Genomic DNA, 24091 nt, shown 5'->3' with positions numbered 1-24091 from the left:
TCTATTTCCATTTTATCATAAATCGGTGATTTTTATGAGTAATAGTTGAGAGGAAGCGTTTTTATTTTAAGCAAAAGAAAAGAGGAACTTTCATTCCTCTCTTCTTTGATTGTTTATAAAATCTTATTTTTCTGTCAAGGCTGCAAGTCCTGGAAGAACTTTACCTTCGAGAAGTTCCATTGATGCTCCACCACCAGTAGAGATCCATGAGAATTTATCTGCACGTCCAAGATTGATCGCTGCAGCAGCTGAGTCACCACCACCAATGATTGATTTAACTCCTGGTTGTTTCACGATAGCGTCCATCACACCAATTGTACCAGCTTGGAAGTCTGGGTTTTCAAATACACCCATAGGTCCGTTCCATACAACTGTTTTCGCACCAGTCAAAGCTTCATCAAATTTAGCGATAGATTTTGGACCGATGTCAAGACCAAGGAAGCCTTCAGAAACTGCTTCACCTTCAGTGTCACGCACTTCTGTGTAACCAGCAAATGCGTTTGCTTCTTTTGAGTCAACTGGCAAGATCAATTTACCATTTGCTTTTTCAAGAAGAGCTTTCGCAACATCCAATTTGTCTTCTTCTACAAGTGAGTTACCGATTTCGATACCTTGTGCTTTGTAGAATGTGTAAGTCATACCACCACCGATAAGGACTTTGTCAGCTTTTTCAAGCAAGTTTTCGATAACACCAATCTTGTCTGAAACTTTTGAACCACCAAGGATAGCCACGAATGGACGTTCTGGAGTTTCAACTGCTTCTTGGATGTAGGCGATTTCGTTTTCAAGAAGGAAACCAGCAACTGCTTTTTCAACGTTTGCTGAGATACCAACGTTAGATGCGTGTGCACGGTGAGCTGTACCGAATGCATCGTTTACGAAGATACCATCTCCAAGTGATGCCCAATATTTACCAAGTTCAGGATCGTTTTTAGATTCTTTCTTGCCATCAACATCTTCGTAACGAGTGTTTTCAACCAAGAGAACTTGTCCATCTTCAAGAGCGTTGATAGCTGCTTCCAATTCAGCACCACGAGTGACACCTGGGAAAACAACGTCTTGGCCCAATTTAGCTGCCAAGTCTGCTGCTACAGGAGCAAGTGATTTACCAGCTTTATCAGCTTCTTCTTTCACACGTCCAAGGTGAGAGAAAAGAATTGCACGTCCACCTTGTTCGATGATGTACTTAATAGTTGGAAGAGCTGCTGTGATACGGTTGTCGTTAGTGATTACGCCATCTTTCAATGGTACGTTGAAGTCAACACGAACGAGGACTTTTTTACCTTTCAAGTCAACGTCTTTAACAGTAAGTTTTGCCATGTTACAAAAACCCCTTTATTTATTTTATTCGAAACTATTATATCACACTTTGGAAATATAAGGAAAGATTTCACAAGATTTTTCGATATTTAATCTTCATGCCATGTTAGAGTGTATTATTTTTACTTTTTCTCACGAATTTTCTTTCTAAAATCTTAGCTTAACACTTGTTAGATTTACTTTTATCCTTTAAAATAGAATAGGAGAAATTCCGTTATTATTTTTCGGAGGAAAAAGAAATGTCCATTAATTGGCAGGAAATTTTATTTCACTTTTTAGGTGGTCTGGGACTATTCTTATATAGTATCAAGACCATGGGAGACGGTTTGCAACAAGCTGCTGGAGATCGCCTTCGTTTTTACATTGACAAGTACACTAGCAATCCGTTCTTCGGTGTGCTAGTTGGTATCGGTATGACGGCGCTAATTCAGTCAAGTTCTGGGGTCACAGTCATTACAGTGGGGCTAGTCAGCGCAGGACTTTTGACCTTGCGTCAAGCTATCGGTATTGTCATGGGTGCCAATATTGGAACTACCGTTACATCCTTTATCATCGGTTTTAAGCTAGGAGATTACGCCTTACCAATGCTTTTCATCGGAGCGATTTGTCTCTTCTTCACCAAGAATCGCTCTATCAATAACATCGGACGTATCATTTTTGGTGTAGGTGGTATCTTCTTCGCTCTCAATCTTATGAGCGGTGCAATGGAGCCTCTAAAAGACCTGCAAGTCTTTAGAGACTACATGGTTGAACTAAGTAAGAGTCCTATTCTCGGTGTCTTTGTCGGAACTGGACTAACCCTACTCATTCAAGCTTCTTCCGCAACTATCGGTATCCTACAGAATCTTTACGCAAGTGGTTTGATTGATCTACAAGGTGCCCTACCAGTCTTGTTTGGTGATAATATCGGAACGACCATTACAGCTATTATTGCTTCTCTTGGAGCCAATATCGCTGCCAAACGTGTTGCTGGTGCCCATGTTGCCTTTAACGTGATTGGTACGGTTATCTGTATTGTCTTCCTTGTACCTTTCACTGGCTTGATTCAATGGTTTGAATCTACACTCAATCTGGCTCCAGAAATGACCATTGCCTTCGCCCACGGAACCTTTAATATCACAAATACTATTATCCAATTTCCATTCATCGGAGCCTTGGCCTACTTTGTAACCAAGCTCATCCCTGGTGAAGATGAAGTTGTCAAGTACGAGCCACTTTATCTTGATGAGCATTTGATTAAACAAGCTCCATCAATCGCTCTCGGAAATGCCAAAAAAGAACTCCTTCACTTAGGAAATTATGCTTCTAAAGCCTTTGACCTTTCATACAACTACATCATTGACCTTAATGAAAAGGTTGCTGAAAAAGGGCACAAGACAGAGGAAGCTATCAATACCATTGATGAAAAATTGACTCGTTACCTTATTACTCTTTCAAGCGAGGCACTTAGCCAGAAAGAAAGTGAAGTGCTCACCAACATCCTGGATTCATCCCGTGATTTGGAACGGATTGGGGACCACGCAGAAGCCCTAATCAATCTGACCGACTATCTTCAACGTAAAAATGTTGAGTTCTCTGAAGCTGCTTTACAAGAACTAGCTGATATCTATCAAAAAACCACTAGCTTCATCAAGGATGCTCTTGATAGCGTGGAAAACAATGATATTGAAAAAGCTCAAAGTCTGATTGAACGCCATAAAGAAATCAACAATATGGAACGTGTTCTCAGAAAGACCCACATCAAACGCCTCAACAAGGGTGAGTGTTCAACACAAGCTGGGGTCAACTTTATCGACATCATTTCCCACTATACTCGTGTATCTGACCACGCTATGAATCTAGCTGAAAAGGTCATCGCTGAACAAATCTAAGATCCAAGAAGCTATCCTAAATGGGATGGCTTTTTCTTCTCCTAATCAAGAATTACTCTTCTACCATATAGAAAAATGCTTTGATTCACAATGGAATCAAAGCATTTTAAAGAGCTCCCCGTACATAAGCGCAGAAGCCGCAGTTCCTCTGTACTTGGATTCTTCTCTTTTAATAAAGCGAGCCAAGTTGAGCAACTCAGGTGCCGGATGTTTGGGATTAAGGAGCAATTCACGATTGACCAGGCCTGAGAGACGAACTGCCAGCAATTGCTCATTTGTAGTAGACAGTTTTTTAGCAGTCTCTAGGAGAGCAGCAACTAAATCTTCACTCAAATCATGTCGAGCATGATTGTAAAGATCTTTTATAAGGCTTTCTAGGTTTGGTTCTACCATCCCTACCACCTCCTTAAGTTTAATAATTTTTAATCAAGTCAACTGTTGAACGATCCAATTTTTTCACCAAGGCTTGTAAGAAAGCTTGTGCTTCTAGGAAGTCATCCATAGCATAAAGTGTTTGGTGAGAGTGGATATAGCGAGCGCAGACACCGATTGTTGTAGATGGGACACCACCATTTTTCAGATGAGCTGCGCCAGCGTCTGTTCCGCCTTTACCACAGTAGTATTGGTACTTGATTCCAGCTTCTTCAGCCGTTGTCAAAAGGAAATCCTTCATACCTGGGAGAAGCAAGTGACCTGGGTCATAGAAACGAATCAAGGTTCCATCTCCAATCTTGCCTTGACCGCCATAAACATCACCAGCAGGTGAACAGTCAACTGCTAGGAAAACTTCTGGATCAAATTTAGTTGTAGAGGTATGAGCACCACGGAGACCAACCTCTTCTTGGACGTTAGAACCTAGATAGAGTTCATTTCCGAGTTTTTGACCTGAAAGAGCTTCTGCCAATTCACTAACCATGAGTACACCATAGCGGTTGTCCCAAGCTTTTGAGATGATATTTTTTTCATTGGCTGTCAAGATTGCAGAGCTATCTGGTACGATGGTATCTCCAGGACGGATGCCAAAGCTTTCTGCTTCCGCCTTATCCGCAAAACCGCCATCAAAGACGATATCTGCAATAGCAGGTATGGTTGGTCCACCCTTACCACGAGTCAAATGTGGAGGGACAGAGCCTGAAATCACAGGAATTTCACGACCGTCACGAGTAAAGAGTTTAAAGCGCTGGCTACTAACCACCATAGGATTCCAACCACCGATTTCTACGACACGAAAAGTACCATCTGGCTTGATTTCGCTGACCATAAAACCAACTTCATCCATGTGAGAAGCGACCAAGACGCGCGGTGCATCCGCAGCTTCTGAATGTTTAATCCCGAAAATACCACCCAAGCCATCTGTCACCACTTCATCCACGTGCGGTGTCAACTTTTCACGAAGATAAGCGCGGACAGGTGCTTCATGACCTGAGATCGCAGCAAGTTCTGTTACTTCTTTGATTTTTGAAAATAATGTTGTCATTTCAGTTCCTTCTTTCTTCCATCCATTTTACCACTTTTTATAGGAGAAGGATAGCGGGAAGGTGGATTTCTAAGTTAGTATCTTAGTTTTGCTCTATCTTAGAAATGAATTGTATTCTCTTGCATTTGAAGTAAAATCTAAAAAAATTCCAAGATTCACTCGAAATTTTATTCCCAAACAAAAAAACAATCCGATGCCAAAATCGTTCAGATTTTTCATAAAATTTGCAGAAAATAGTTGACTTTGCCTTCTTATTTCTTTAAAATAGTACAAAACTAGGAAAAGGAAAAAATCATGACCAAAACAATTCTTGTTACAGGTGGAGCTGGCTACATTGGCTCCCATACCGTTAAAGCTCTTTTAAATGCTGGCTATCAGGTACATGTTCTAGATAATCTCTCTACAGGAAATCGTTCGGCTGTAGATAGTCGTGTTAGCTTTAAACAACTGGATGTTTATGATGCTAGTGCCCTAAAAGCTTACTTGGAAGAAAACAAGATTGACGCTGTTCTGCATTGTGCGGGTGAGATTGTTGTGAGCGAAAGTATTGAAAATCCAAGTAAATACTTCACTGCCAATGTTGCTGGTATGAACCAAGTTCTCAAAGTCTTATCTGAAGTTGGCATTCAAAAAATCATGTTCTCTTCGACTGCTTCCCTCTATGGTAATAACTGTATTGACAAGCCAGCAACTGAAGATACCCTGCTCGATCCTGTCAATCCTTATGCAGAGACAAAACTGATGGGCGAACGAATGATTTACTGGATGGCTAATCGCTACGACTGGAAATATGTCATTTTCCGTTACTTTAATGTTGCTGGAGCTGAAATGGATGCTTCAAACGGTCTGCGAGTGAAAAATCCAACTCATATCATTCCCAACATCAACAAGACCGCATTGGGACAAAATGATAGCCTGAAAATATTTGGAGATGACTATGATACACGTGATGGTTCATGTATTCGAGATTACATTCATGTCTTGGACCTTGCACAGGCTCATGTTAAAGGAATGAACTACCTATTTCAAGAAAACAGTTCTTCTCAAATCTTTAACTTGGGAACTGAAAAAGGCTATACCGTCAAAGAAATCTTTAAAACTGCTGAAGAACTACTGAATAAAAAAATACCCCACGAAATTGTTGCTCGCCGTGCTGGGGACCCAGCCAGCGTCCTAGCAGACGCATCAAAAGCTAAAAAATATCTTGATTGGAAGGCTAGCTACTCCCTCGAAGATATTATTTTATCAGATTATCGTTGGCGTGTTAAAGAAGGCAAAAACATTTTGGAATAGGATAACAAAGGAGAAAGCCTTGGCGCTCTCTCCTTGTTTTATTCATTAAATTGTCAGAAAATTTATTGACAGATTAAATAAATCATGTTACAGTAATATCCGCAGGTATCTTTCAGTACCAAATCTACATGAAAGGATGGGGTATGAAACTTTCTCATTATTTAATTGGCTTACTTCTACTCCTAGTCTTTCTCTCTATTAGCATTGGGACCAGTGATTTTTCATGGGGAAAACTCTTTGCTCTGGATCATGAAACTTGGCTTCTCTTTCAAGAGTCCCGTCTTCCAAGAACCATCAGTATTCTCCTGACGGCCTCTAGTATGAGTATGGCAGGACTTCTCATGCAGACTATCACTCAAAATCAGTTTGCTGCTCCAAGCACAGTTGGAACGACTGAAGCTGCCAAACTGGGAATGGTGCTGAGCCTCTTTGTCTTTCCGTCGGCTAGTCTGACCCAAAAGATGCTCTTCGCTTTTGTTTCATCCATCACATTCACCCTCTTCTTCCTAGCCTTCATGACTATTTTTTCTATAAAGGAAAGGTGGATGTTGCCTCTGATTGGGATCATCTATAGCGGGATTATCGGTTCTGTGACAGAAGTTATCGCCTACCGTTTCAATCTGGTTCAGAGTATGACAGCTTGGACCCAGGGCTCCTTCTCCATGATTCAGAATCATCAGTATGAATGGCTCTTTTTAGGCCTCATCATCCTGATAGCCGTTTGGAAATTATCCCAAACTTTTACCATCATGAATCTGGGCAAGGAAGCCAGTGAGAGTTTGGGGATTTCTTACTCCCTACTTGAAAAACTGGCTCTCTTTCTGGTTGCTCTAACGACTAGTGTCACCATGATTACCGTGGGTGGCTTACCTTTTCTCGGAGTTATTGTTCCCAATCTTGTTCGCAAGCGTTATGGAGATAATCTAAGTCAGACCAAACTTATCGTCGCACTGGTTGGAGCCAATCTAGTTCTGGCTTGCGATATCCTATCCCGAGTTCTGATTCGACCCTATGAGTTGTCTGTCAGTCTTCTACTAGGAATCATTGGTAGCCTCGTCTTTATCCTACTTCTATGGAGAGGGGGACGAAAAGATGCAGTTTAAAAGCAAACATACCAAACTCTTCTGCCTTCTCATTATTCTCGCCATCGGAGCTTGTCTTCTCTACTTTTGGCCCATCACTCACTTGTCAGCCTTTGCTTGGAAATTGCGTTCCCAAAAAATTGTCGTTTATCTCTTGGTAGCTATCGCGACTGGGATTTCGACCATTAGTTTTCAAACCCTGACGGAAAATCGTTTCCTGACTCCTAGTATTTTGGGAATCGAATCCTTCTACGTCCTACTACAAACTCTGCTACTGGTTTTTGAAAGCAAGTTTCTTCAACTCGGGAAGTCTCCCATCTTAGAATTCCTAATCTTACTTCTTGTCCAATCCCTCTTCTTTCTCGCCTTAGAAGGCTACCTGAAGACGCTGATGAAACAAGATCTGGTCTTTATCCTGCTGATTTGTCTTGCCCTCGGAAGTCTCTTTCGAAATATCAGTACCTTCCTTCAGGTCCTGATGGATCCAAACGAATACGATAAACTGCAAAACGGTCTCTTTGCCTCCTTTCAACATCTCAACACTTCCATCCTAGCCATCGGCTCTCTGATCATCATTGCTTTGACAATCTTTTTCTTTCGAAAAGCAGTCATTCTGGATGTCTTGCACCTACAAAGAGAAACAGCTCAGATATTGGGACTCGATGTTGAAAAAGAACAGAAAGAGCTCCTCTGGGGCATCGTACTTTTAACTTCAACGGCCACTGCCTTGGTAGGGCCTATGGCCTTCTTCGGCTTTATGCTGGCTAATATAACTTACCTGATTGTCAAAGATTATCGGCACAAGTTGCTCTTTATCGTAACTATTCTGATTGGATTTATTAGTTTGACCTTGGGACAAGCCCTCATCGAACGAGTTTTTGCTCTGGAAATTCGCATCAGCATGATCATCGAGAGTGTGGGTGGCTTCTTATTCTTTATCTTACTTTATAGGAGGGCGCGTCGGTGAAACTGGAAAACATTGACAAATCCATTCAAAAACAGGATATTTTGCAAGGCATTTCGCTTGAAGTCAGTCCTCAGAAACTGACAGCCTTTATTGGCCCAAATGGTGCTGGAAAATCGACTCTCCTCTCCATCATGAGCAGACTGACCAAGAAAGATCAGGGGATTCTCAGTATCAAAGGCCGTGAAATCGAGAGTTGGAATTCACAAGAACTAGCTCAAGAACTCACTATCCTAAAGCAGAAAATCAATTACCAAGCCAAATTGACGGTGGAAGAACTGGTCAGTTTTGGACGATTTCCCTACAGTAGAGGACGACTGAGACCAGAAGATTGGGAAAAAATCCGAGAAACTCTGGACTATCTGGAACTGACCAACCTAAAAGACCGCTACATCGATAGCCTGTCTGGAGGCCAGCTCCAGCGGGTCTTTATCGCTATGGTACTGGCCCAGGATACAGACTTTATCTTGCTAGATGAACCGCTCAACAATCTCGATATCAAGCAAAGCGTCAGCATGATGCAGATTCTCAAGCGACTGGTGGAGGAACTAGGAAAGACCATTATCATCGTCCTCCACGATATCAACATGGCCAGTCAGTATGCAGATGAAATTGTCGCCTTCAAGGACGGTCAAGTCTTTAGCAAGGGAAGAACAGATCAAATCATGCAGGCTGACCTGCTCAGTCAACTTTATGAGATTCCCATCACGCTGGCTGATATCAATGGCAAAAAGATCTGTATCTATAGCTAATAACATATAAGTTCAAGTTAGAGAACCTTCAATCTCTTAGTCAATAAAACCTAGAGACTCCCTAAATCGTTATCACATTTTAAAAAGGAGAAATCATGAAAACATCCCTCAAACTTTACCTCACTGCCCTAGTAGCCAGCTTCTTGCTCCTACTTGGTGCATGTAGTACCAACTCAAGCACTAATCAGACGGAGACAAGTAGCTCTGCTCCAACAGAGGTGATCATTAAAAGTTCACTAGATGAGGTCAAACTTCCCAAAGTTCCTGAAAAGATTGTGACCTTTGATCTCGGTGCTGCGGACACTATTCACGCTTTAGGTTTTGAAAAGAATGTCGTCGGAATGCCTACAAAAACTGTTCCGACTTATCTTAAAGACCTAGCTGGAAAAGTTAAAAATGTTGGTTCTATGGTTGAGCCAGACCTAGAAGCCATTGCTGCTCTTGAACCAGATTTGATTATCGCTTCACCACGTACCCAAAAATTCGTAGACAAGTTCAAAGAAATCGCTCCGACTGTTCTCTTCCAAGCAAGCAAGGACGACTACTGGACTTCTACCAAGGCAAATATCGAATCCTTAGCAAGCGCCTTTGGTGAAACTGGCGCACAGAAAGCCAAGGAAGAATTGGCCAAGCTAGACAAGAGCATCCAAGAAGTCGCTACTAAAAACGAAAGTTCTGACAAAAAAGCCCTTGCTATCCTCCTCAACGAAGGAAAAATGGCTGCCTTTGGCGCCCAATCTCGTTTCTCTTTCTTGTACCAAACCTTGAAATTCAAACCAACCGATACTCAATTTGAAGACTCACGCCACGGACAAGAAGTCAGCTTTGAAAGTGTCAAAGAAATCAATCCTGACATCCTCTTTGTCATCAACCGTACCCTTGCCATCGGTGGTGACAACTCTAGCAACGATGGTGTCCTAGAAAATGCCCTTATTGCTGAAACTCCTGCTGCTAAAAATGGAAAGATCATCCGACTAACACCAGACCTCTGGTATCTAAGTGGTGGCGGGCTTGAATCAACAAAACTCATGATTGAAGACGCACAAAAAGCCTTGAAATAAGCTACTTTAAACTCAATCACATCTTTACATGATAAAACGCATCCTATCAAGCTCACTCAAACCTGATAGGATGCGTTTTTATCATTTCACTAAAATATTTTTACCTAGCCTCATTTTTCTTCTTGATTCCGTTTAAGGGAAAAGTGGTCCGGGACGGGGTCCTTACCTGTTTTCGACCAGGGATGGCAACGTAAAATCCGAGACAAGCCCATCAAGACACCCTTAAAGCCATGTTTTTCAATAGCCTGAATCATGTAATTGGAACAAGTAGGCTCAAAGCGACAAGAGGGGGGAAAGGCTGGCGAGATAAAACGTTGGTAAAAGCGCACAGGCGCTATTAAAATTCGTTTCATTATTTCTTGGTTACAGCCATGGTATGTAGTTGGCTGATTTCTTTTTTATTAAGACGACGGGATTCTCCTGGACGGAGTCCTGTCAAGTCTAGGTGTCCGAAACGAGTCCGAGACAACTTATCTACTTGGAGACCAACAGCTTCAAACATCTTTTTAACCTGGTGGTTACGCCCTTCATGGATAGTCAACTGCACCACAGAGCGGTTTTTGACTGGATCCACTTTGAGAATTTCATAAACAGCCGGCTTGGTTTTCTTACCATCAATCTCAAGTCCACGGGTCAAGGGGCGGAGATTATCCTTATTGGCCACACCTTTAACACGCGCGACATAAACCTTGTCAATCTCATTACGAGGGTGAATCATCTCATCTGTAAAATCCCCGTCATTGGTCAAAATCAAGACCCCTGATGTATCCCAGTCCAAACGACCTACAGGGTAGATGCGCTCTTTGACATTGGGCAAGAGGTCGACAACCGTCTTGCGGCCCTTGTCATCTGTCACACTGGAAATCACACCACGTGGTTTGTTAAGCAGATAGTAGACCTTCTCTTCGTTGTAGATGGGTTGGCCTTCTACTTCGACCTTGTCACCTGACTTGATGGTCGTTGCTAGTTCACGTACCACCTGGCCGTTAACCGTCACCAAACCTTGCTTAATCAGCTCTTCTGCTTTTCTCCTACTGGCCACACCTGCGTGGGCAATATACTTATTGATTCTCATCTTCTTCTATCCTTTCACCAAATAATTGGCTTTCTTGGGCTTGAATCTCAAGCTCATCAATCACTGGTAATTCTTCCAAATGGTTAATTCCCATGTAATCTAGGAAATAATCTGTAGTCACATAGAGGTTGGGGCGACCCAACACTTCTTTTTTTCCGTCTTCCTTTATCAGGTTAAAAGCCTGCAATTTTGCCAAGGCCCCACTCGAGTTGACCCCACGGATGGCATCAATCTCTATTCGTGTGATGGGCTGCTTATAAGCAATGATGGACAAGGTCTCAAGGGCAGCCCGAGATAAACTCTGGTTGATAGGTGCCTTAGAGTATTCCTTCAAAATCTCAGCAAATTGAGGCTTGGTCACCAATCTATAAGCGCCACCAGTCTCAATCAGAGCCAAACTGGAATCTGGGTCCTTTTCATACTTCTGAGCTAATTTTTCTAAACTCTGCTGGATGCCTGTCGGTGGCAGAGAGAGGAGTTCAGCTAACTGGCGGACTCTAATCCCATCTTCACCCGCTACAAACAAGAGCGCTTCTATTTTTGCTAAAGTACTCATCTTTCCTCTCTATCAAGTCTAGCTTTGGGCCACTTGACTTTCTTCCTTCTTTTCCATGAGATAAATATCTCCGAAACTTTCCTCTTGCACAAGAATCAGCTCCTGGGTTTTGATTAACTCTAGGGTTGCCAAAAAGAGGGTAATGACCTCTTGGAGATTCTGGGCTTCCTTAAACAAATCCTGCAAGCGCAATTGATCTCGTCCAGTCAAGGACTCTTTCACGATAACCATCATGTCCTCAATCTTATACTCATCCCGCAAGATAGTCGTGTGATTTTGTGCAAACTCTTCTTTTTTCTTGGCTAGGATATTTGAAAAAGCCAAAAAGAGGTCAATGGTCGTCTTGTCATGAACAAGCTCCGCATCTTCGTAAATCAACTCTGTCGGCGCTTTGGAATAGTGCTGGGCCCGCTCTTGGTGCTTGGCTTCCAAGTGCTCCCCCAAGAGCTTGAACTTGCGGTATTCTTCAATTTGAGAGAGGAGATCCTGCTCCAGATCATCCTCCAAGTCGGTCACTTCTGCTACCTTGGGAAGGAGTTTGCGGCTCTTGATCAGCATGAGCTGACTGGCCATAACCATGTACTCGCCCGTCACTTCCAGACGCATGACCTGCAGGGTTGAGACATAGGCTAGATACTGCTCAATGACTTCTGTAATTGGAACATCGTAGATATCCATCTGGTACTTTGAGACCAGGTGCAAGAGCAAGTCCAGGGGCCCTTCAAAATCTTTTAATTTAATATCCATTATCTATATTTTTCTAAGGTCAGGACTGTTTTTAATCCTAGTTTTTTTGCAATTTCGTACAAATCGACCTTCTTTTCTATCTGTCTTAGAATGAACTGTTCCCGTAAGGCTTGAGCTGATAAGGATGGAAACCCTTTCTCCTTGACAAAGGATTCTAGCTGACGAAAGGCCCACTGACGGGAATAGGCTTTCCCTCCCCTTTCAAAGAGATAGGTCTGGCCCATCAAGGGTTCCAATTCTGAAAGCAAAGTTGTAGGAATGGTGACAATTCTCTGTTGGGAAGCCTTCTTGATTCGCAACACTTGAAAGTCCAGGTTGATATCCGCAACCTTTAGAGCTAAAATCTCACTCGGTAAGAGCCCCATTTCTAGGATTAAGAGCGCTAGCAAGCGGCCCTCTGGATAGTCGCTTTCCTGCCAAAAAGAGTCTAGTTCTAACAGTTCTGGTTTTTCGGTCTTCTTTTCAGCTTGTTTGGTTAATTCCAAGCGATAAAAGCCGTCCACTTCTCCTTTTTGATAGAGAAAGTAGAGAAATTGGTTACAGGCCGAAATCTTTCGCTTCTGAGCGCTGATCTTTAAATTGACTAGCTGGGCTTGGTAAATCTTGAGACTAGTTTCAGAGATCCGCTCACCTACAATGTCTAAAAATTGCTCCAAATCATACTTATAGGACTGCTTGGAATTGGCAGACAAACCCTGCTTCCCCTCTAAAAAGTCTGAAATCCTGTCTCTCATTTGCATCGAATCTCATATTCCTTACTAAAGTCATGCAAGAGGGCATTGACTGCCTTGAGAATAGACTTGCGCGTGATAATTCCTTGGAAAATCCCTGACGCATCCACAACAGGTAAGAAGGACTCATCTACCAACTTGTGCAAGACCTCCGTAATGGTAAAATCAGGCGAGACGACCGCTACGTCCGTTCTCGTCATATGAACGATATCCGTATCTGCCATGATTTCTTGACTCAAGTCATGCTCCATCTGATAAGCCATAATATCTCTGAGCCCAATCGTCCCAACAAACTGTTTTTCATCTGTCACAACGGGAACACGGGTATAGGTCATCTGACTGAGCAAGAGGGTAGCGTGATCCGCATTGTGGGTATCAATCAACACAGCCAGATTTTTAGCAGGAGTCAAAAAAGTTTCCTCTTGCCCCAACAAGAAAGTCTCAAACTCCTTGGCAATCATCGGCTAAACTCCTTGGACAAGCCCGGATACACCTCATGGTCTCGTGTCAAAAAGTCCACTTTGAAATAACTGTCATCAATCTCCACACGAGCATAGAGACATTCTCTGATGGTCCCACGTGGTTGACTGATAGAACCTGGATTTAGAAAGAGGGTTTTACCTTCCATCCAAGCACTTGGCACATGCAAGTGACCATAGAGACAGATATCGGCATCTTCCTCCTGAGCCCAGTAGTCCAACTTTTGAAAGTTGAAATTAATGTCAAACAAGTGACCATGAGTTTGGATAATCTTGGTCGAACCAAGCTCAGTCACCAAACGTTCTGGGTAGCCGGCGTAGAAGTCCATGTTCCCTTTAACTACACGGATGCCCTCCCAAAGTGGAGAATCAGGACGCAGTTCAGAATCGCCATTATGAAAAACGGCATCAACTTTGCCCACATAGCGATCACGGATTTCTTTCACAATCAAGCTATCGCCATGAGAATCGCTCATTACAATGATGGTTTGCTTTGCCATGATGGAAATACCTCCAAAAGTTTCTTAACGGCTAAGGCACGGTGAGATTGACTATTTTTTTCTTCAAGGGTTAATTCAGCTGATGATTTGCCTGTCTCTCCTACAAGGAAGAGAGGGTCATAGCCAAAGCCGTTTTCACCCTTAGGTTCAAAGTTAATGTAGCCAGGCCAGTCTGCTTCAACAACCAAGCTTTCCTTGTTTGGACTGGCTACGACTAGGGTTGTATGGAATTGAGCCGAGCGGTCCTTGAGTTCAAAGACCATGGCCAATTCATGCAAGAGTTTGGCATTGTTTTCCCGGTCAGTTGCTCCGACACCTGCGAAACGAGCCGACCAGACACCAGGCAAACCACCTAAAACATCTACTTTCAGTCCAGAGTCGTCTGCCAAAACCATCTTGCCCGTTAATTGGGAAATCGTTTCTGCCTTGAGACGGGCATTTTCTTCGAAGGTCATGCCTGTTTCAGCTACTTCAGGCAGGTCAGGATAGTCATTAAGATTTTCCACATCGTAGCCTAGCTTGTCAAAGATAGCTCGGAATTCCTTGGTCTTACCTTCATTACGAGTCGCAATTAACAGGGTTTCTCTGACCTTGCTTGTCTCAAAGAAATCATGAACATTGACCCCTTCTTTAGGCAATTCTACATACAAGAGCTGCCCATTTTCAACCAAGAGCAGGGCTCCCTGACGTTGAATAACTTCCAAATTTCGTCCCATTTCTTGGTTAAGGATATCTACCACAAAAGACAATAAACGGTAGGGAGAACCATAGCGTAAAACAGTAACTGAAAGTGGAAAACCTCGTTCCTCGTCTCGAAAGATTTTGGCCAATCCAACTAGAGGAAAATCCAAGTCTTCATCAGTCAATGTCCGGACACCACCAAAAATACTATAGGACCCAACATACCAGTCCTGGTCATCCTTGTATTCATAAATTTTATTTGTCATAATTCTACATGCTCCACATAAATCTCTTTTTCCAGCCATTCTTCACCAATTTGTGCAAAACTTTGGCTGCTGGCTGTTGTGTAAAAACGGTGATGGAGTGGTCCAGCATCGCGACCACGATTGATTTCAAAATAATTAAGTAAGACTGAGATATCCCGTACGCACTCTGCCCCACTATCAATGAGCTGAACCTTTGGTCCCATGACATTTTGAATAATAGGTCTGAGGAGCGGATAATGGGTACAACCCAAAATCAGGCTATCCACCTTTCCAACCAAGGGACGCAGGGTTTCATAGACCACTTTCTTGGTGACACTGGTTGACAGGGCGCCTGACTCAACCAAGGGAGCAAACTTGGGACAGGCCAAGCTCTCCACCTGTAAGTCGGGATCCAGATCATGGATTTTCTGGCGGTAGATGTCTGATTGTACCGTCATAGGCGTTCCAATCACTCCGATTTTCCCACCTTGACTGGACTTGATGGCTGCCGAAGCTCCTGGCAAAATCACACCTAGGACGGGAATGTCTAGTTGAGCCTTGATTTCTTCCCAGACGACAGCAGTCGCAGTGTTACAAGCAATGACAATCATTTTGACATCCTTGGTCAAGAGAAAGTTGACCAACTGCCAAGTATATTCACGAATTTGCTCAGCAGGACGGGGCCCGTAAGGCGCCCGTGCCGAATCCCCAATATAGACGATTTCTTCATGGGGAAGTTGGCGCATGAGCTCACGTACAACGGTCAAGCCCCCGACACCCGAATCCAAAAAACCAATTGGTCGATTATCCATACAGTCTTCTTTCTAGTCTTCTTTCTAGTCTTTTTTCTGATTGATAGTTCATTATGATTACCGCTCCTTATGAACTGAATAATGATAGCCTAATCAACAACTATCTCTCTTAATCATAATCAAATATCAATAGAATGCAAGGAAAAAGTCTCATCTCTAAAGCATAGCCAACATAGTGAGAAGTCTGGAACTTTCATCCCAGACTTTTCCTTATTTATTTTTTCTTTTTATTGTTAGCAAGGGCTGCCTTTTGTTGGCGGATGATTTGGTGGTAAACTTGTTGTACCTTAGCTTCGCTTGGTTTTTGACCATTTGCACTCAAAAGAGTACGAACTGCTTCAGCATTCAAACGTGGGTTGTCAGCGAATTCTTTTTCAATTTGCTTACGAACCAAGTACATTCCTCCAAGAGCTCCTCCTAGAAAAGCTAGCACAATCAATACAATTGCTAAAAGTAAATCCATCATATTTCTCCTGTTTCTTTTTGAGTCTCTTTCATTATACCACAAACTAGCCACCCTGACTAGTTTGTTTTACGCTTTCAGGAATGGAATAGACAGCAAAAAGAACCCTGCTTTTCTGCAAAAGAGGGCTCCTTACTGAGTTTATACTCAATGAAAATCAAAGAGTAAACTAGGAAGCTAGCCGCAGGTTGCTCAAAGCGCCGCTTTGAGGTTGCAGATAAAGCTGACACGGTTTGAAGAGATTTTCGAAGAGTATTAATTTCATATTTCTGCCTATCCATTTGTACCTAATAAAAGACTGAGACACCAGATCTCAGCCTTTTTCTTTATCCCAAAACCAATTCATCACTGACTAGGCTTTGGCCACTATTTTTCTGGAAGAGATGCATGAGATTTTCAACCGTCAGATGCTTTTTCTCCTCTCCCTTGACATCCACCACTATTTTCCCTTGATAGAGCATAATGAGACGATTTCCGTACTCAATCGCATGGTTCATATCATGGGTAATCATCAAAGTCGTCAACTGATGGTCTTCCACAATCTTTTGAGTCAAGTCCATCACCATTTGACTCGTTTTTGGATCAAGTGCCGCAGTATGTTCATCCAAAAGCAAAAGTTTAGGTTTCACCAGAGCTGCCATGACTAGGGTCAAGGCCTGTCTTTGTCCTCCTGAGAGGTATTGAGTATCCACTTTCAAGCGATTTTCAAGACCAATATTCAACTCTTTCAAGGCTTCTTGGAACTGGATTCTATCCTTCTCCTTCACGCCCCAACCAAGTCCTCTCTTTTGCCCACGTCTCAAGGCAATAGCCATATTCTCCTCAATCGTCAAACGCGAAGCGGTTCCCATCTTAGGATCCTGAAAAACACGGGCGATATCCTTTGCTCTCTTTCTGACACTCAGATTTTTAATGGATTTCCCTGCCAATAAAAGTTCTCCTTCGTCCACCGATAGATTGCCAGCCAAGATATTCATCAAAGTGGATTTACCTGCTCCATTTCCACCGATTACTGAGATAAAATCTCCCTCTTCAACTTCTAAATCTAATCCTTTGAGGACATGGTTCTCATTGACCGTCCCTGCTTCAAATGTTTTGTGAATATTTTCAAGTGTTAACAAACTTGCCATAACTTTCTCCTCCTATTCATTTCTCAATTTCAGACCACGAATCTTTAATCTCTTTTGCAATTCTGGCGCAAATAAAACCAAGGCAAGCAAGATTGCATTAAAGAGACGAACTAGGTTTTGATCTAGATTTGGAATTTCATAGATATTTAAAATAATCAAACGGTAAACAATAGCACCAATTCCGATGGATAACAAGCGGCCTCCAATGGTCAAGTCGTGAATCAAGACTTCCGCAATAATGACTGCACTCAAACCAACAACGATAGTTCCTGTCCCAGAAGTCACATCTGAAAATCCATCATTTTGGGCAAACAAGGAACCACATAGGGCAATCAAGCCATTTGAAATCATGTAACCAACAATCTTCATCGTGTCTACATTGACCCCATTGGCCTCACTCATCGGAATATTGTCCCCAGTCGAACGCAAGACCAAGCCAATCTCTGTTTTCATCAAAAGAGTCAAGACCAAACAAACAAGTAAGAGACAAGCTAAACTGAGTGAGAAAACAGCTTCTTCATTTGACAGCCCCAAGCTCGCCAACTGTTTAAAGACAGTCGAAGAATCTCCCAAGGAAAGATTGGGCACACTTCCCATGATTTTAATATTGATCGAATAAAGCCCTGTCAAGGTCACAATCCCTGTCAAGAGAGCTGGGATTTTCATCTTGGTGTGGAGCATTCCTGATACAAGACCAGCAATCATACCTGCTAACAAAGCAAGTAAGGTCGCAATCCAAGGATTTGTCCCTGCCTGTATCTGTGATACAACGACAGCTGCCCCCAGAGGAAAGGCTCCCTCAGCAGTCATATCCGCAATATCCAAAATACGGAAAGTCAAGTAGACCCCAATCGCCATAATCGACCACAACAAACCTTCTGATAAACTAGATAACACAAAATTCATCTTAAACCTCCTTATTCCTTGCTTTCTAACTTGCTAATATCAATTCCCAATGCATCTGCCATTTCTTGATTGGTATGCAATTCCAGTTTTTCAGGCAACTCAACTGCTATATTTTCTGGATTCTCACCTTTTAAAACACGAATCAGCATTCTTGCTGTCTGGCGTCCCAATTCTTCATAATTGGTTCCGTAGTTATACAAGCCACCAACAGCAATCATTTCTGTTGAACCACCGAATACTGGAACTTTGTGTTTAATAGAAACCTGCTTGACTGTTTCCATGGTTGATGAAATGATATTATCCGTTGGTACAAAAACCATATCCACCTCTGCCATCAAGCTTTCTGCTGCCGCCTTGACGTTGTTACTGTCCAAGATTGTTTTTTCAACAACGGTAAAGCCTTTTTCTTCCAGAAGGCGCTTAGCTTCATCCTTTTGGACAACTGAGTTTGGCTCGCTCTGAGTATAAAGAATTCCAATCGTTTTAGCCTTGGGCAACACTTTCTTTATCAAATTGATTTGGGTTGAAATGGCATCTGATGACTGATCGCTTGTCCCAGTTACATTGCCCCCAGGATGCTCTCTTGACTCTACCAACTTGGCACTGACAGGATCTGTTACCGCTGAAAAGATAACAGGTGTCGTTTGTGTTGTATTGGCCAAGCTCTGAGCAGAAGGCGTTGCGATGGCTAGAACGACATCACTAGATTCTGCTAGTTGCTGGGAAATGGTTTTTAGATTTCTTTGTTCTCCCTGTGCATTTTGCAAATCAATCTCAATATTTTTCCCTTCAACATAGCCTTGCTTGGCCAGCTCATCCACAAAACCTTCTCTAGTAGCGTCCAAAGATTGATGAGTAATAAACTGCGAAATACCGATACGAAAAACATCTTTTTTCTTATCTGCCTTCAACTGATGCAAACTGATCAAAGAGGTCAAGAGAATCCCCACTACCAAGAGGGGTGCTAGTAATTTTCGAACAACTTTCATAATGAAACTCCTTCTCAGAAAAGATAAAACAAAAAACCGCCTAGATACTATCTAAACGGATGCTTGAAATAATCTAACAAGTTATAACTTTGCTAGTCCATTTAGATATTCATCTATATGGACCACAATCAAAAATCTTAGCCACATAGATACAAACAAATTGCTTGAACTGTTTGCATCCATGGTGACATGTCTACAAACACTATCTAAAGTAGCTAAAGTAAAAGTTTTGATTCATCGTTACAGCTTGTCTCTTATTCATTTCTTTTTCTGCTTTCTTTTTTGATGTTTCCTATCTTACCACCTTTTTCATCACCTGTCAAGAATATTTCAGAATTTTTTAAAATTTTTCGAAAATTCTTTCATAATTCTTTCAATTCTTTTAGGATAATTTCAAAGATTTTTTCAAATCAGTCCAACAAAAAAAGGTTTATAATTCCCATAAAAATTGATATGGAAATTATAAAACCATTATTAGTTTAACCCTTGTTGGTAACGCGCTAATTCGGCTTGGTTAGCCCAAACATAGTGACCTGGACGGATTTCTACCATAGATGGCTTATCAGTCTCATAGTCGTGTTGACTTGGGTCGTAAACCTTCAAGACCTTCTTACGTTCCAAGATTGGATCTGGGATTGGTACCGCTGAAAGCAAGGCTTGAGTATATGGATGAATTGGATTGTTAAACAATTCTTCTGTTTCTGCAACCTCTACAATAACACCCTTGTAAATAACTGCGATACGATCTGAAATAAAGCGAACGACAGACAAGTCATGGGCGATGAAGAGATAGGTCAAACCAAGTTCTTTTTGGAATTTTTTGAGCAAGTTCAAGACTTGAGCACGCACAGAAACGTCCAAGGCTGAAATGGGCTCATCCGCAATAACAAAGTCTGGTTGCATGACCAAGGCACGGGCAATACCGATACGTTGACGTTGACCACCTGAGAATTCATGAGGGTAACGAGTCAAGTGCTCAGCAAGAAGCCCCACTTCACGGATAATATTTTTAACTTTCTCTTTACGTTCTTCTTCATCCTTGAACAGATGATGATTGTAAAGACCTTCAGAAATAATATAATCAACAGTCGCACGTTCATTCAAACTTGCGGCAGGATCTTGAAAAATCATCTGGATACGACGAATCAATTCTGCAGCTTGTTCACGCGATTTCTTACCATTAATCTTTTGACCATCAAAAATGATATCCCCATTACTTGTATCATTAAGACCGATGATGGCACGACCAATAGTTGTTTTCCCACTACCTGACTCACCTACAAGCGAGAAAGTTTCTCCCTTGTTGATAAAGAAGTTAGCATTTTTAACTGCGACAAACTTCTTACTTCCTTCACCGAAGGAAATTTCTAAATCTTTGATTTCTACTAATTTTTCAGACATTTCCTTCCTCCTAGTCAGCCAGATGGGCAAATCCCATTTTTTCACGAATCTTATCATGGAGATTTGCAATCACAGCTGGTTTTTCTACTTTTGGAGCATCCTCATGAAGTAGCCAAGTTTTAGCCCAATGTGTCTCTGATACTGAGAATTGAGGAGCTTTTTGTTCGAAGTCAATTTGCATTGCATAGTCAGAACGCAAGGCAAAGGCATCCCCTTTCAGGTCAGTATAAAGTGACGGAGGTGTTCCTGGGATTGAGTAAAGATCCCCTTTATCATCAGCAAGCTGAGGCAAGCTAGACAAGAGACTCCATGTATATGGATGGCGAGGGTCATAGAAGACTTCCTCAACAGTTCCATACTCAACGATTTCTCCTGCATACATAACCGCTACCTTATCTGCAATACTTGCCACCACACCAAGGTCGTGGGTGATAAAGATTGTTGTGAAATGGTACTCGTTTTGTAAAGATTTCAACAAATCAATAATCTGAGCTTGGATGGTCACATCCAAGGCAGTCGTTGGCTCATCACAAATCAAGACATCAGGTCGGCAGGCAAGAGCAATCGCAATAACGATACGTTGACGCATTCCTCCAGAATATTGGAATGGGTATTCATCAAAACGTCTATCTGCATCTGGAATCCCAACCTTATTCATGTAGTCAATGGCCAATTCTTTCGCTTCTTTAGCTGTTTTTCCTTGGTGTTTTACAATAACTTCTGTAATCTGACTACCAATTGTTTTAATTGGGTCCAAACTAGTCATTGGATCTTGGAAGATAGTCGCAATCTTAGCGCCACGAATTTGTTCCCAATCCTTGTGAGAAGATAAAGCTGTCAAATCTTGACCACGGTAGTCAATGCTACCTTGGGCAATGCGACCATTTTCTTCAAGCATACCTGTGAAAGTCTTTGTCAAAACAGATTTTCCTGATCCTGACTCACCTACCAAGGCTAATACTTCTCCTTCAACTAGTTCAAGGGAAACGCCGCGAATGGCTGTCAATACTTTGTCACGAACGTCAAATTCCACGACAATATCGCGAGCAGTCAAAATTACATTTTTTTCTTTTGTCATTTCTACTCCTATCTATGTGTACGTGGATCACTAGCATCCGCTAAGTTTTGACCAACTACGAAAAGGGATAAGGATACCAAGACAAGAGTTGTCAATGGAATCCAGAAGAGGTATGCATTTGTCGTTACGTTCTGAGAGTAATCTGAAATCAAACGACCTAAACTTGGAACTGTAATCGGCAATCCAAGTCCAAAGAATGAAAGGAAAGCTTCGTATGAGATAAAGGCTGGAAGCATTTGAGATGTCGTCGTAACGATAACAGATACCAATTGTGGCATAATGTTTTTTACAACAATCTTAAAGGTTGGTGTTCCAAGTGTACGTGAAGCAAGGTTATACTCCAAGTCACGATAACGCATGATCTGAATACGAATTGAGTAAGCAATACCAATCCAAGTAGTCACACTCATAGCAAAAATCAGATTCCAGAATCCAGCTCCGATTGAGTAAGTCAAGACAATGACAATCAAAAGAGATGGGATGTTTGAGATGACATTATAAACTTCCATCATCACACGGTCAACTGATTTTGAAATTCCCCAAATACCACCGACAAAAACACCGATAACCAAGTTAATCACTGTCGCAATCACAGAAATGAGGATAGAGTTACGAGCTCCGAACCAGACACCGTCAAAGAGAGATTTACCGTTACTGTCTGTACCGAACCAATGCTCAGCATTTGGCTTGATATAACGAGCACTAAAGTCGTTTACTTTGCTGACATCATTGAAATCAAACTTAGAAAACATTGGGTAGATGAAACTCATCAAAATGATAGCTACCAAGATTCCCAACATGACTACAGTTGATTTCTTCTTCATAAATTGTCTAAACACTGAGCCCCAGTATGAATAGGCTGGCGCATCAATGGCTTCAGAGGCAAAATCGTCACGTTTTACGAACTGAAATTTTTCTTTATCGATTGTAGACATTATTTGCCTCCTTTCTCAGTCAATTTAATACGTGGGTCAATAATAGTCATCCAAATATCTCCCAAAAGAAGTGAGAAGATAGAAATACATGTAAAGATGAAGACAAGACCTACGACCATAGAGTTATTAGATGCTTTTACAGAGTCAATCAACATTTTACCCATACCTGGGAAAGCGAAGACTGTTTCAGTAAGGGTTGCACCACCGATAACCCCGATAACAGCACCAGGAATTCCTGAAACCAGCGGAACCATGGCATTTTTAAAGATGTGTTTGTTTGAAATTTCTTTTTCAGACAAACCTTTTGCACGAGCAAAACGAACAAAGTCCTGTGATTGCAAGTCAATCATGTAACGACGAATCCAAATAGCTGTACCAGGAGCACCCAATAAACCAAGGATAACTGCTGGTAAAACATACGAACGCCAATCTCCAGCACCCAAGATAGGGAATGAATCTGGAAGACCAATTGATGATCCAATCAAACGAACAATGTAAACCAAGGCAATGGTTGGAAGGGCCATCAAGAAGGTCAAAAACCCTGTTGAGAAGCTATCAATCCAAGTATTCTTGAAGCGAGCCATAGCTGAACCAAGTGGCACGGCAATCGCATAAGAAATCACCAAACCAATCAATCCAACGACTGCAGAGCTAGCAATCATAGAAGGATATTGGTAGTTGCTTTCAGTTGCAGTATATGGGTCATCTTTCCCATAGTTAGCTACTTCACGAGAATCAGCCTGACTAGGCGATTTGTAGGTTCTTGAGTAGATATTAACTGAAGATGTTTTCTTACCAGTTGGGAATTGCACTTCTGATGTCTTAGTTTGACCTTGTCCTTGTGTGATAACTTGAAGCACAGGAGTATTAGCATAAGTTGGATATGAATCACCCAAATTCAAGTTCACAAAGTTTTGGTGAACAAATGGGAACTGACTATTGAAGTACAAGAGGTACTTGTGTTTAGTCCCTGAACCTACCAGAGACCAGCCGATAGCGGGATCATTTTCAAAACGCAAATAACGCTCCAAATTTGGATTTTCTGGGTCCTGAATCTTGTTTGTGTGGTCGATATCAAGCAAGTTTGCATAGAATTTAAACACACGTTCAAAAATTGGAATTTCACGTGTAGCGTAGAATTGGCCACTTTCAGTAAATTCTCCCAGGGTCCAACCATGACCGATTTGTTTGATGTATTTTTCATAGATAGCCTTGTTGGTATCATTGGCTTCAACTGTTACAGAAGCATCCATCTGGCTAGCTTTTTCTTGCAACTCTTTGGTATCGTAGTACTCGATATAGCCCATACGCTCATAAACAGTATTCTCATAGTTATCACGTTTATCAGCAGTTGTCGCAATCTTATTATAGTTGGTATCCTGTTTGAAAATCAATTTTCGAGGAACCATTGTATAGATAATCGTGTAAGTCAAGGTTGTTACTAAGAAGATAGAAACCAATGACCGCAAGACACGCATAAAAATATATTTCTTCATATCGTTTCCTTTTTAAATCCCAAAAGAACCTTCTCCTCATGGAGAGA

26 protein-coding genes are annotated in these 24091 nt (G+C 41.9%); 6 read left to right on the top strand and 20 right to left on the bottom strand.

Features of this window, described 5'->3' with window-relative positions; genetic code table 11:
- Positions 1 to 123 precede the first annotated feature (123 nt).
- Positions 124 to 1320 carry a phosphoglycerate kinase gene (locus QM843_RS04310; RefSeq protein ID WP_001096743.1) on the bottom strand — a complete coding sequence of 399 codons (1197 nt, stop codon included), beginning with the start codon at positions 1318 to 1320 and terminating at the stop codon, positions 124 to 126.
- 239 nt (positions 1321 to 1559) lie between these two features.
- On the opposite strand from QM843_RS04310, the gene QM843_RS04305 reads away from it, so the two are divergent.
- Positions 1560 to 3191, top strand: a complete 1632-nt coding sequence (locus QM843_RS04305; RefSeq protein ID WP_020903108.1) for a Na/Pi cotransporter family protein — start codon at positions 1560 to 1562, stop codon at positions 3189 to 3191.
- Between the two features lie 96 nt (positions 3192 to 3287).
- Here the strand turns inward: QM843_RS04305 and QM843_RS04300 are convergent, their stop codons facing one another.
- Both QM843_RS04300 and pepA read right to left on the bottom strand, forming a co-directional pair.
- Positions 3288 to 3584: a bacteriocin immunity family protein gene (locus QM843_RS04300; RefSeq protein WP_414304561.1), complete on the bottom strand. Its 297-nt coding sequence runs from the start codon at positions 3582 to 3584 to the stop codon at positions 3288 to 3290.
- A 19-nt stretch (positions 3585 to 3603) separates the two neighbouring features.
- A complete protein-coding gene (pepA, locus tag QM843_RS04295; RefSeq protein ID WP_386685857.1) occupies positions 3604 to 4668 on the bottom strand; it encodes a glutamyl aminopeptidase in 1065 nt (354 codons plus the stop codon).
- A 294-nt stretch (positions 4669 to 4962) separates the two neighbouring features.
- Between pepA and galE the strand changes: the two genes are divergently transcribed.
- From galE to QM843_RS04270, 5 genes are all read left to right on the top strand, one after another.
- Entirely contained in the window at positions 4963 to 5961 is a 999-nt protein-coding gene (gene galE / locus QM843_RS04290; RefSeq protein WP_414304560.1) for a UDP-glucose 4-epimerase GalE, read from the top strand.
- Positions 5962 to 6104: 143 nt separating this feature from the next.
- On the top strand, positions 6105 to 7064 hold the full coding sequence (locus QM843_RS04285) for an ABC transporter permease (RefSeq protein WP_020903104.1): 960 nt from the start codon (positions 6105 to 6107) through the stop codon (positions 7062 to 7064).
- Positions 7054 to 8010: an iron chelate uptake ABC transporter family permease subunit gene (locus tag QM843_RS04280; RefSeq protein ID WP_024057387.1), complete on the top strand. Its 957-nt coding sequence runs from the start codon at positions 7054 to 7056 to the stop codon at positions 8008 to 8010. Before QM843_RS04285 ends, QM843_RS04280 begins: the two co-directional genes overlap by 11 nt.
- Complete coding sequence (locus QM843_RS04275; RefSeq protein WP_024057386.1) at positions 8007 to 8759, top strand: iron ABC transporter ATP-binding protein; 753 nt, start codon at positions 8007 to 8009, stop codon at positions 8757 to 8759. The genes QM843_RS04280 and QM843_RS04275 overlap by 4 nt, the downstream gene beginning before the upstream one ends.
- A gap of 95 nt (positions 8760 to 8854) precedes the next feature.
- A complete protein-coding gene (locus tag QM843_RS04270; RefSeq protein ID WP_414304559.1) occupies positions 8855 to 9820 on the top strand; it encodes a siderophore ABC transporter substrate-binding protein in 966 nt (321 codons plus the stop codon).
- Positions 9821 to 9930: 110 nt separating this feature from the next.
- Here QM843_RS04270 and yidD read toward each other — a convergent pair whose 3' ends face one another.
- The 17 genes from yidD to QM843_RS04185 form a co-directional block, all read right to left on the bottom strand.
- Positions 9931 to 10173 (bottom strand): membrane protein insertion efficiency factor YidD, encoded by a 243-nt coding sequence (gene yidD / locus QM843_RS04265; protein ID WP_414304558.1) that lies wholly within the window; start codon positions 10171 to 10173, stop codon positions 9931 to 9933.
- Entirely contained in the window at positions 10173 to 10895 is a 723-nt protein-coding gene (locus QM843_RS04260) for a pseudouridine synthase (protein ID WP_001222228.1), read from the bottom strand. The genes yidD and QM843_RS04260 overlap by 1 nt, the downstream gene beginning before the upstream one ends.
- Positions 10882 to 11451, bottom strand: coding sequence for an SMC-Scp complex subunit ScpB (gene scpB / locus QM843_RS04255; protein ID WP_414304557.1), 570 nt, complete (start codon positions 11449 to 11451; stop codon positions 10882 to 10884). The genes QM843_RS04260 and scpB overlap by 14 nt, the downstream gene beginning before the upstream one ends.
- Positions 11452 to 11469: 18 nt before the next feature.
- Complete coding sequence (locus QM843_RS04250) at positions 11470 to 12198, bottom strand: segregation/condensation protein A (protein ID WP_265472980.1); 729 nt, start codon at positions 12196 to 12198, stop codon at positions 11470 to 11472.
- Complete coding sequence (gene xerD / locus QM843_RS04245) at positions 12198 to 12932, bottom strand: site-specific tyrosine recombinase XerD (protein WP_414304556.1); 735 nt, start codon at positions 12930 to 12932, stop codon at positions 12198 to 12200. The genes QM843_RS04250 and xerD overlap by 1 nt, the downstream gene beginning before the upstream one ends.
- The gene (gene cbpB / locus QM843_RS04240; RefSeq protein WP_020903098.1) at positions 12929 to 13390 is read right to left on the bottom strand and encodes a cyclic-di-AMP-binding protein CbpB; all 462 of its coding nucleotides are present in this window, start codon (positions 13388 to 13390) and stop codon (positions 12929 to 12931) included. The genes xerD and cbpB overlap by 4 nt, the downstream gene beginning before the upstream one ends.
- Positions 13387 to 13908 carry a metallophosphoesterase gene (locus QM843_RS04235; RefSeq protein ID WP_261446586.1) on the bottom strand — a complete coding sequence of 174 codons (522 nt, stop codon included), beginning with the start codon at positions 13906 to 13908 and terminating at the stop codon, positions 13387 to 13389. The genes cbpB and QM843_RS04235 overlap by 4 nt, the downstream gene beginning before the upstream one ends.
- Positions 13884 to 14855, bottom strand: a complete 972-nt coding sequence (locus QM843_RS04230; protein WP_265472982.1) for a nucleoside-triphosphate diphosphatase — start codon at positions 14853 to 14855, stop codon at positions 13884 to 13886. Before QM843_RS04230 ends, QM843_RS04235 begins: the two co-directional genes overlap by 25 nt.
- A complete protein-coding gene (gene racE / locus QM843_RS04225) occupies positions 14852 to 15646 on the bottom strand; it encodes a glutamate racemase (protein ID WP_000370377.1) in 795 nt (264 codons plus the stop codon). The genes QM843_RS04230 and racE overlap by 4 nt, the downstream gene beginning before the upstream one ends.
- A gap of 214 nt (positions 15647 to 15860) precedes the next feature.
- Positions 15861 to 16109: a YneF family protein gene (locus QM843_RS04220; protein WP_000364990.1), complete on the bottom strand. Its 249-nt coding sequence runs from the start codon at positions 16107 to 16109 to the stop codon at positions 15861 to 15863.
- A 326-nt stretch (positions 16110 to 16435) separates the two neighbouring features.
- Positions 16436 to 17239: an ABC transporter ATP-binding protein gene (locus QM843_RS04215; protein ID WP_261446584.1), complete on the bottom strand. Its 804-nt coding sequence runs from the start codon at positions 17237 to 17239 to the stop codon at positions 16436 to 16438.
- Positions 17240 to 17251: 12 nt separating this feature from the next.
- Positions 17252 to 18145: an ABC transporter permease gene (locus QM843_RS04210; RefSeq protein ID WP_153199261.1), complete on the bottom strand. Its 894-nt coding sequence runs from the start codon at positions 18143 to 18145 to the stop codon at positions 17252 to 17254.
- A gap of 11 nt (positions 18146 to 18156) precedes the next feature.
- Complete coding sequence (locus QM843_RS04205) at positions 18157 to 19134, bottom strand: ABC transporter substrate-binding protein (protein WP_153199263.1); 978 nt, start codon at positions 19132 to 19134, stop codon at positions 18157 to 18159.
- A gap of 474 nt (positions 19135 to 19608) precedes the next feature.
- Positions 19609 to 20535 carry an ATP-binding cassette domain-containing protein gene (locus QM843_RS04200; protein WP_001291284.1) on the bottom strand — a complete coding sequence of 309 codons (927 nt, stop codon included), beginning with the start codon at positions 20533 to 20535 and terminating at the stop codon, positions 19609 to 19611.
- A gap of 10 nt (positions 20536 to 20545) precedes the next feature.
- Positions 20546 to 21613, bottom strand: coding sequence for an ABC transporter ATP-binding protein (locus tag QM843_RS04195; protein ID WP_000159550.1), 1068 nt, complete (start codon positions 21611 to 21613; stop codon positions 20546 to 20548).
- 8 nt (positions 21614 to 21621) lie between these two features.
- Positions 21622 to 22548: an oligopeptide ABC transporter permease OppC gene (gene oppC / locus QM843_RS04190; protein ID WP_004255894.1), complete on the bottom strand. Its 927-nt coding sequence runs from the start codon at positions 22546 to 22548 to the stop codon at positions 21622 to 21624.
- Positions 22548 to 24044, bottom strand: coding sequence for an ABC transporter permease (locus QM843_RS04185; RefSeq protein ID WP_020902008.1), 1497 nt, complete (start codon positions 24042 to 24044; stop codon positions 22548 to 22550). The genes oppC and QM843_RS04185 overlap by 1 nt, the downstream gene beginning before the upstream one ends.
- Positions 24045 to 24091 lie beyond the last annotated feature (47 nt).

Source organism: Streptococcus mitis, assembly GCF_047463435.1.
Lineage (GTDB): Bacteria > Bacillota > Bacilli > Lactobacillales > Streptococcaceae > Streptococcus > Streptococcus mitis_DS.
Note: the sequence above shows the minus strand (reverse complement) of the source record. Positions and strands in the feature narration are given on the sequence as shown.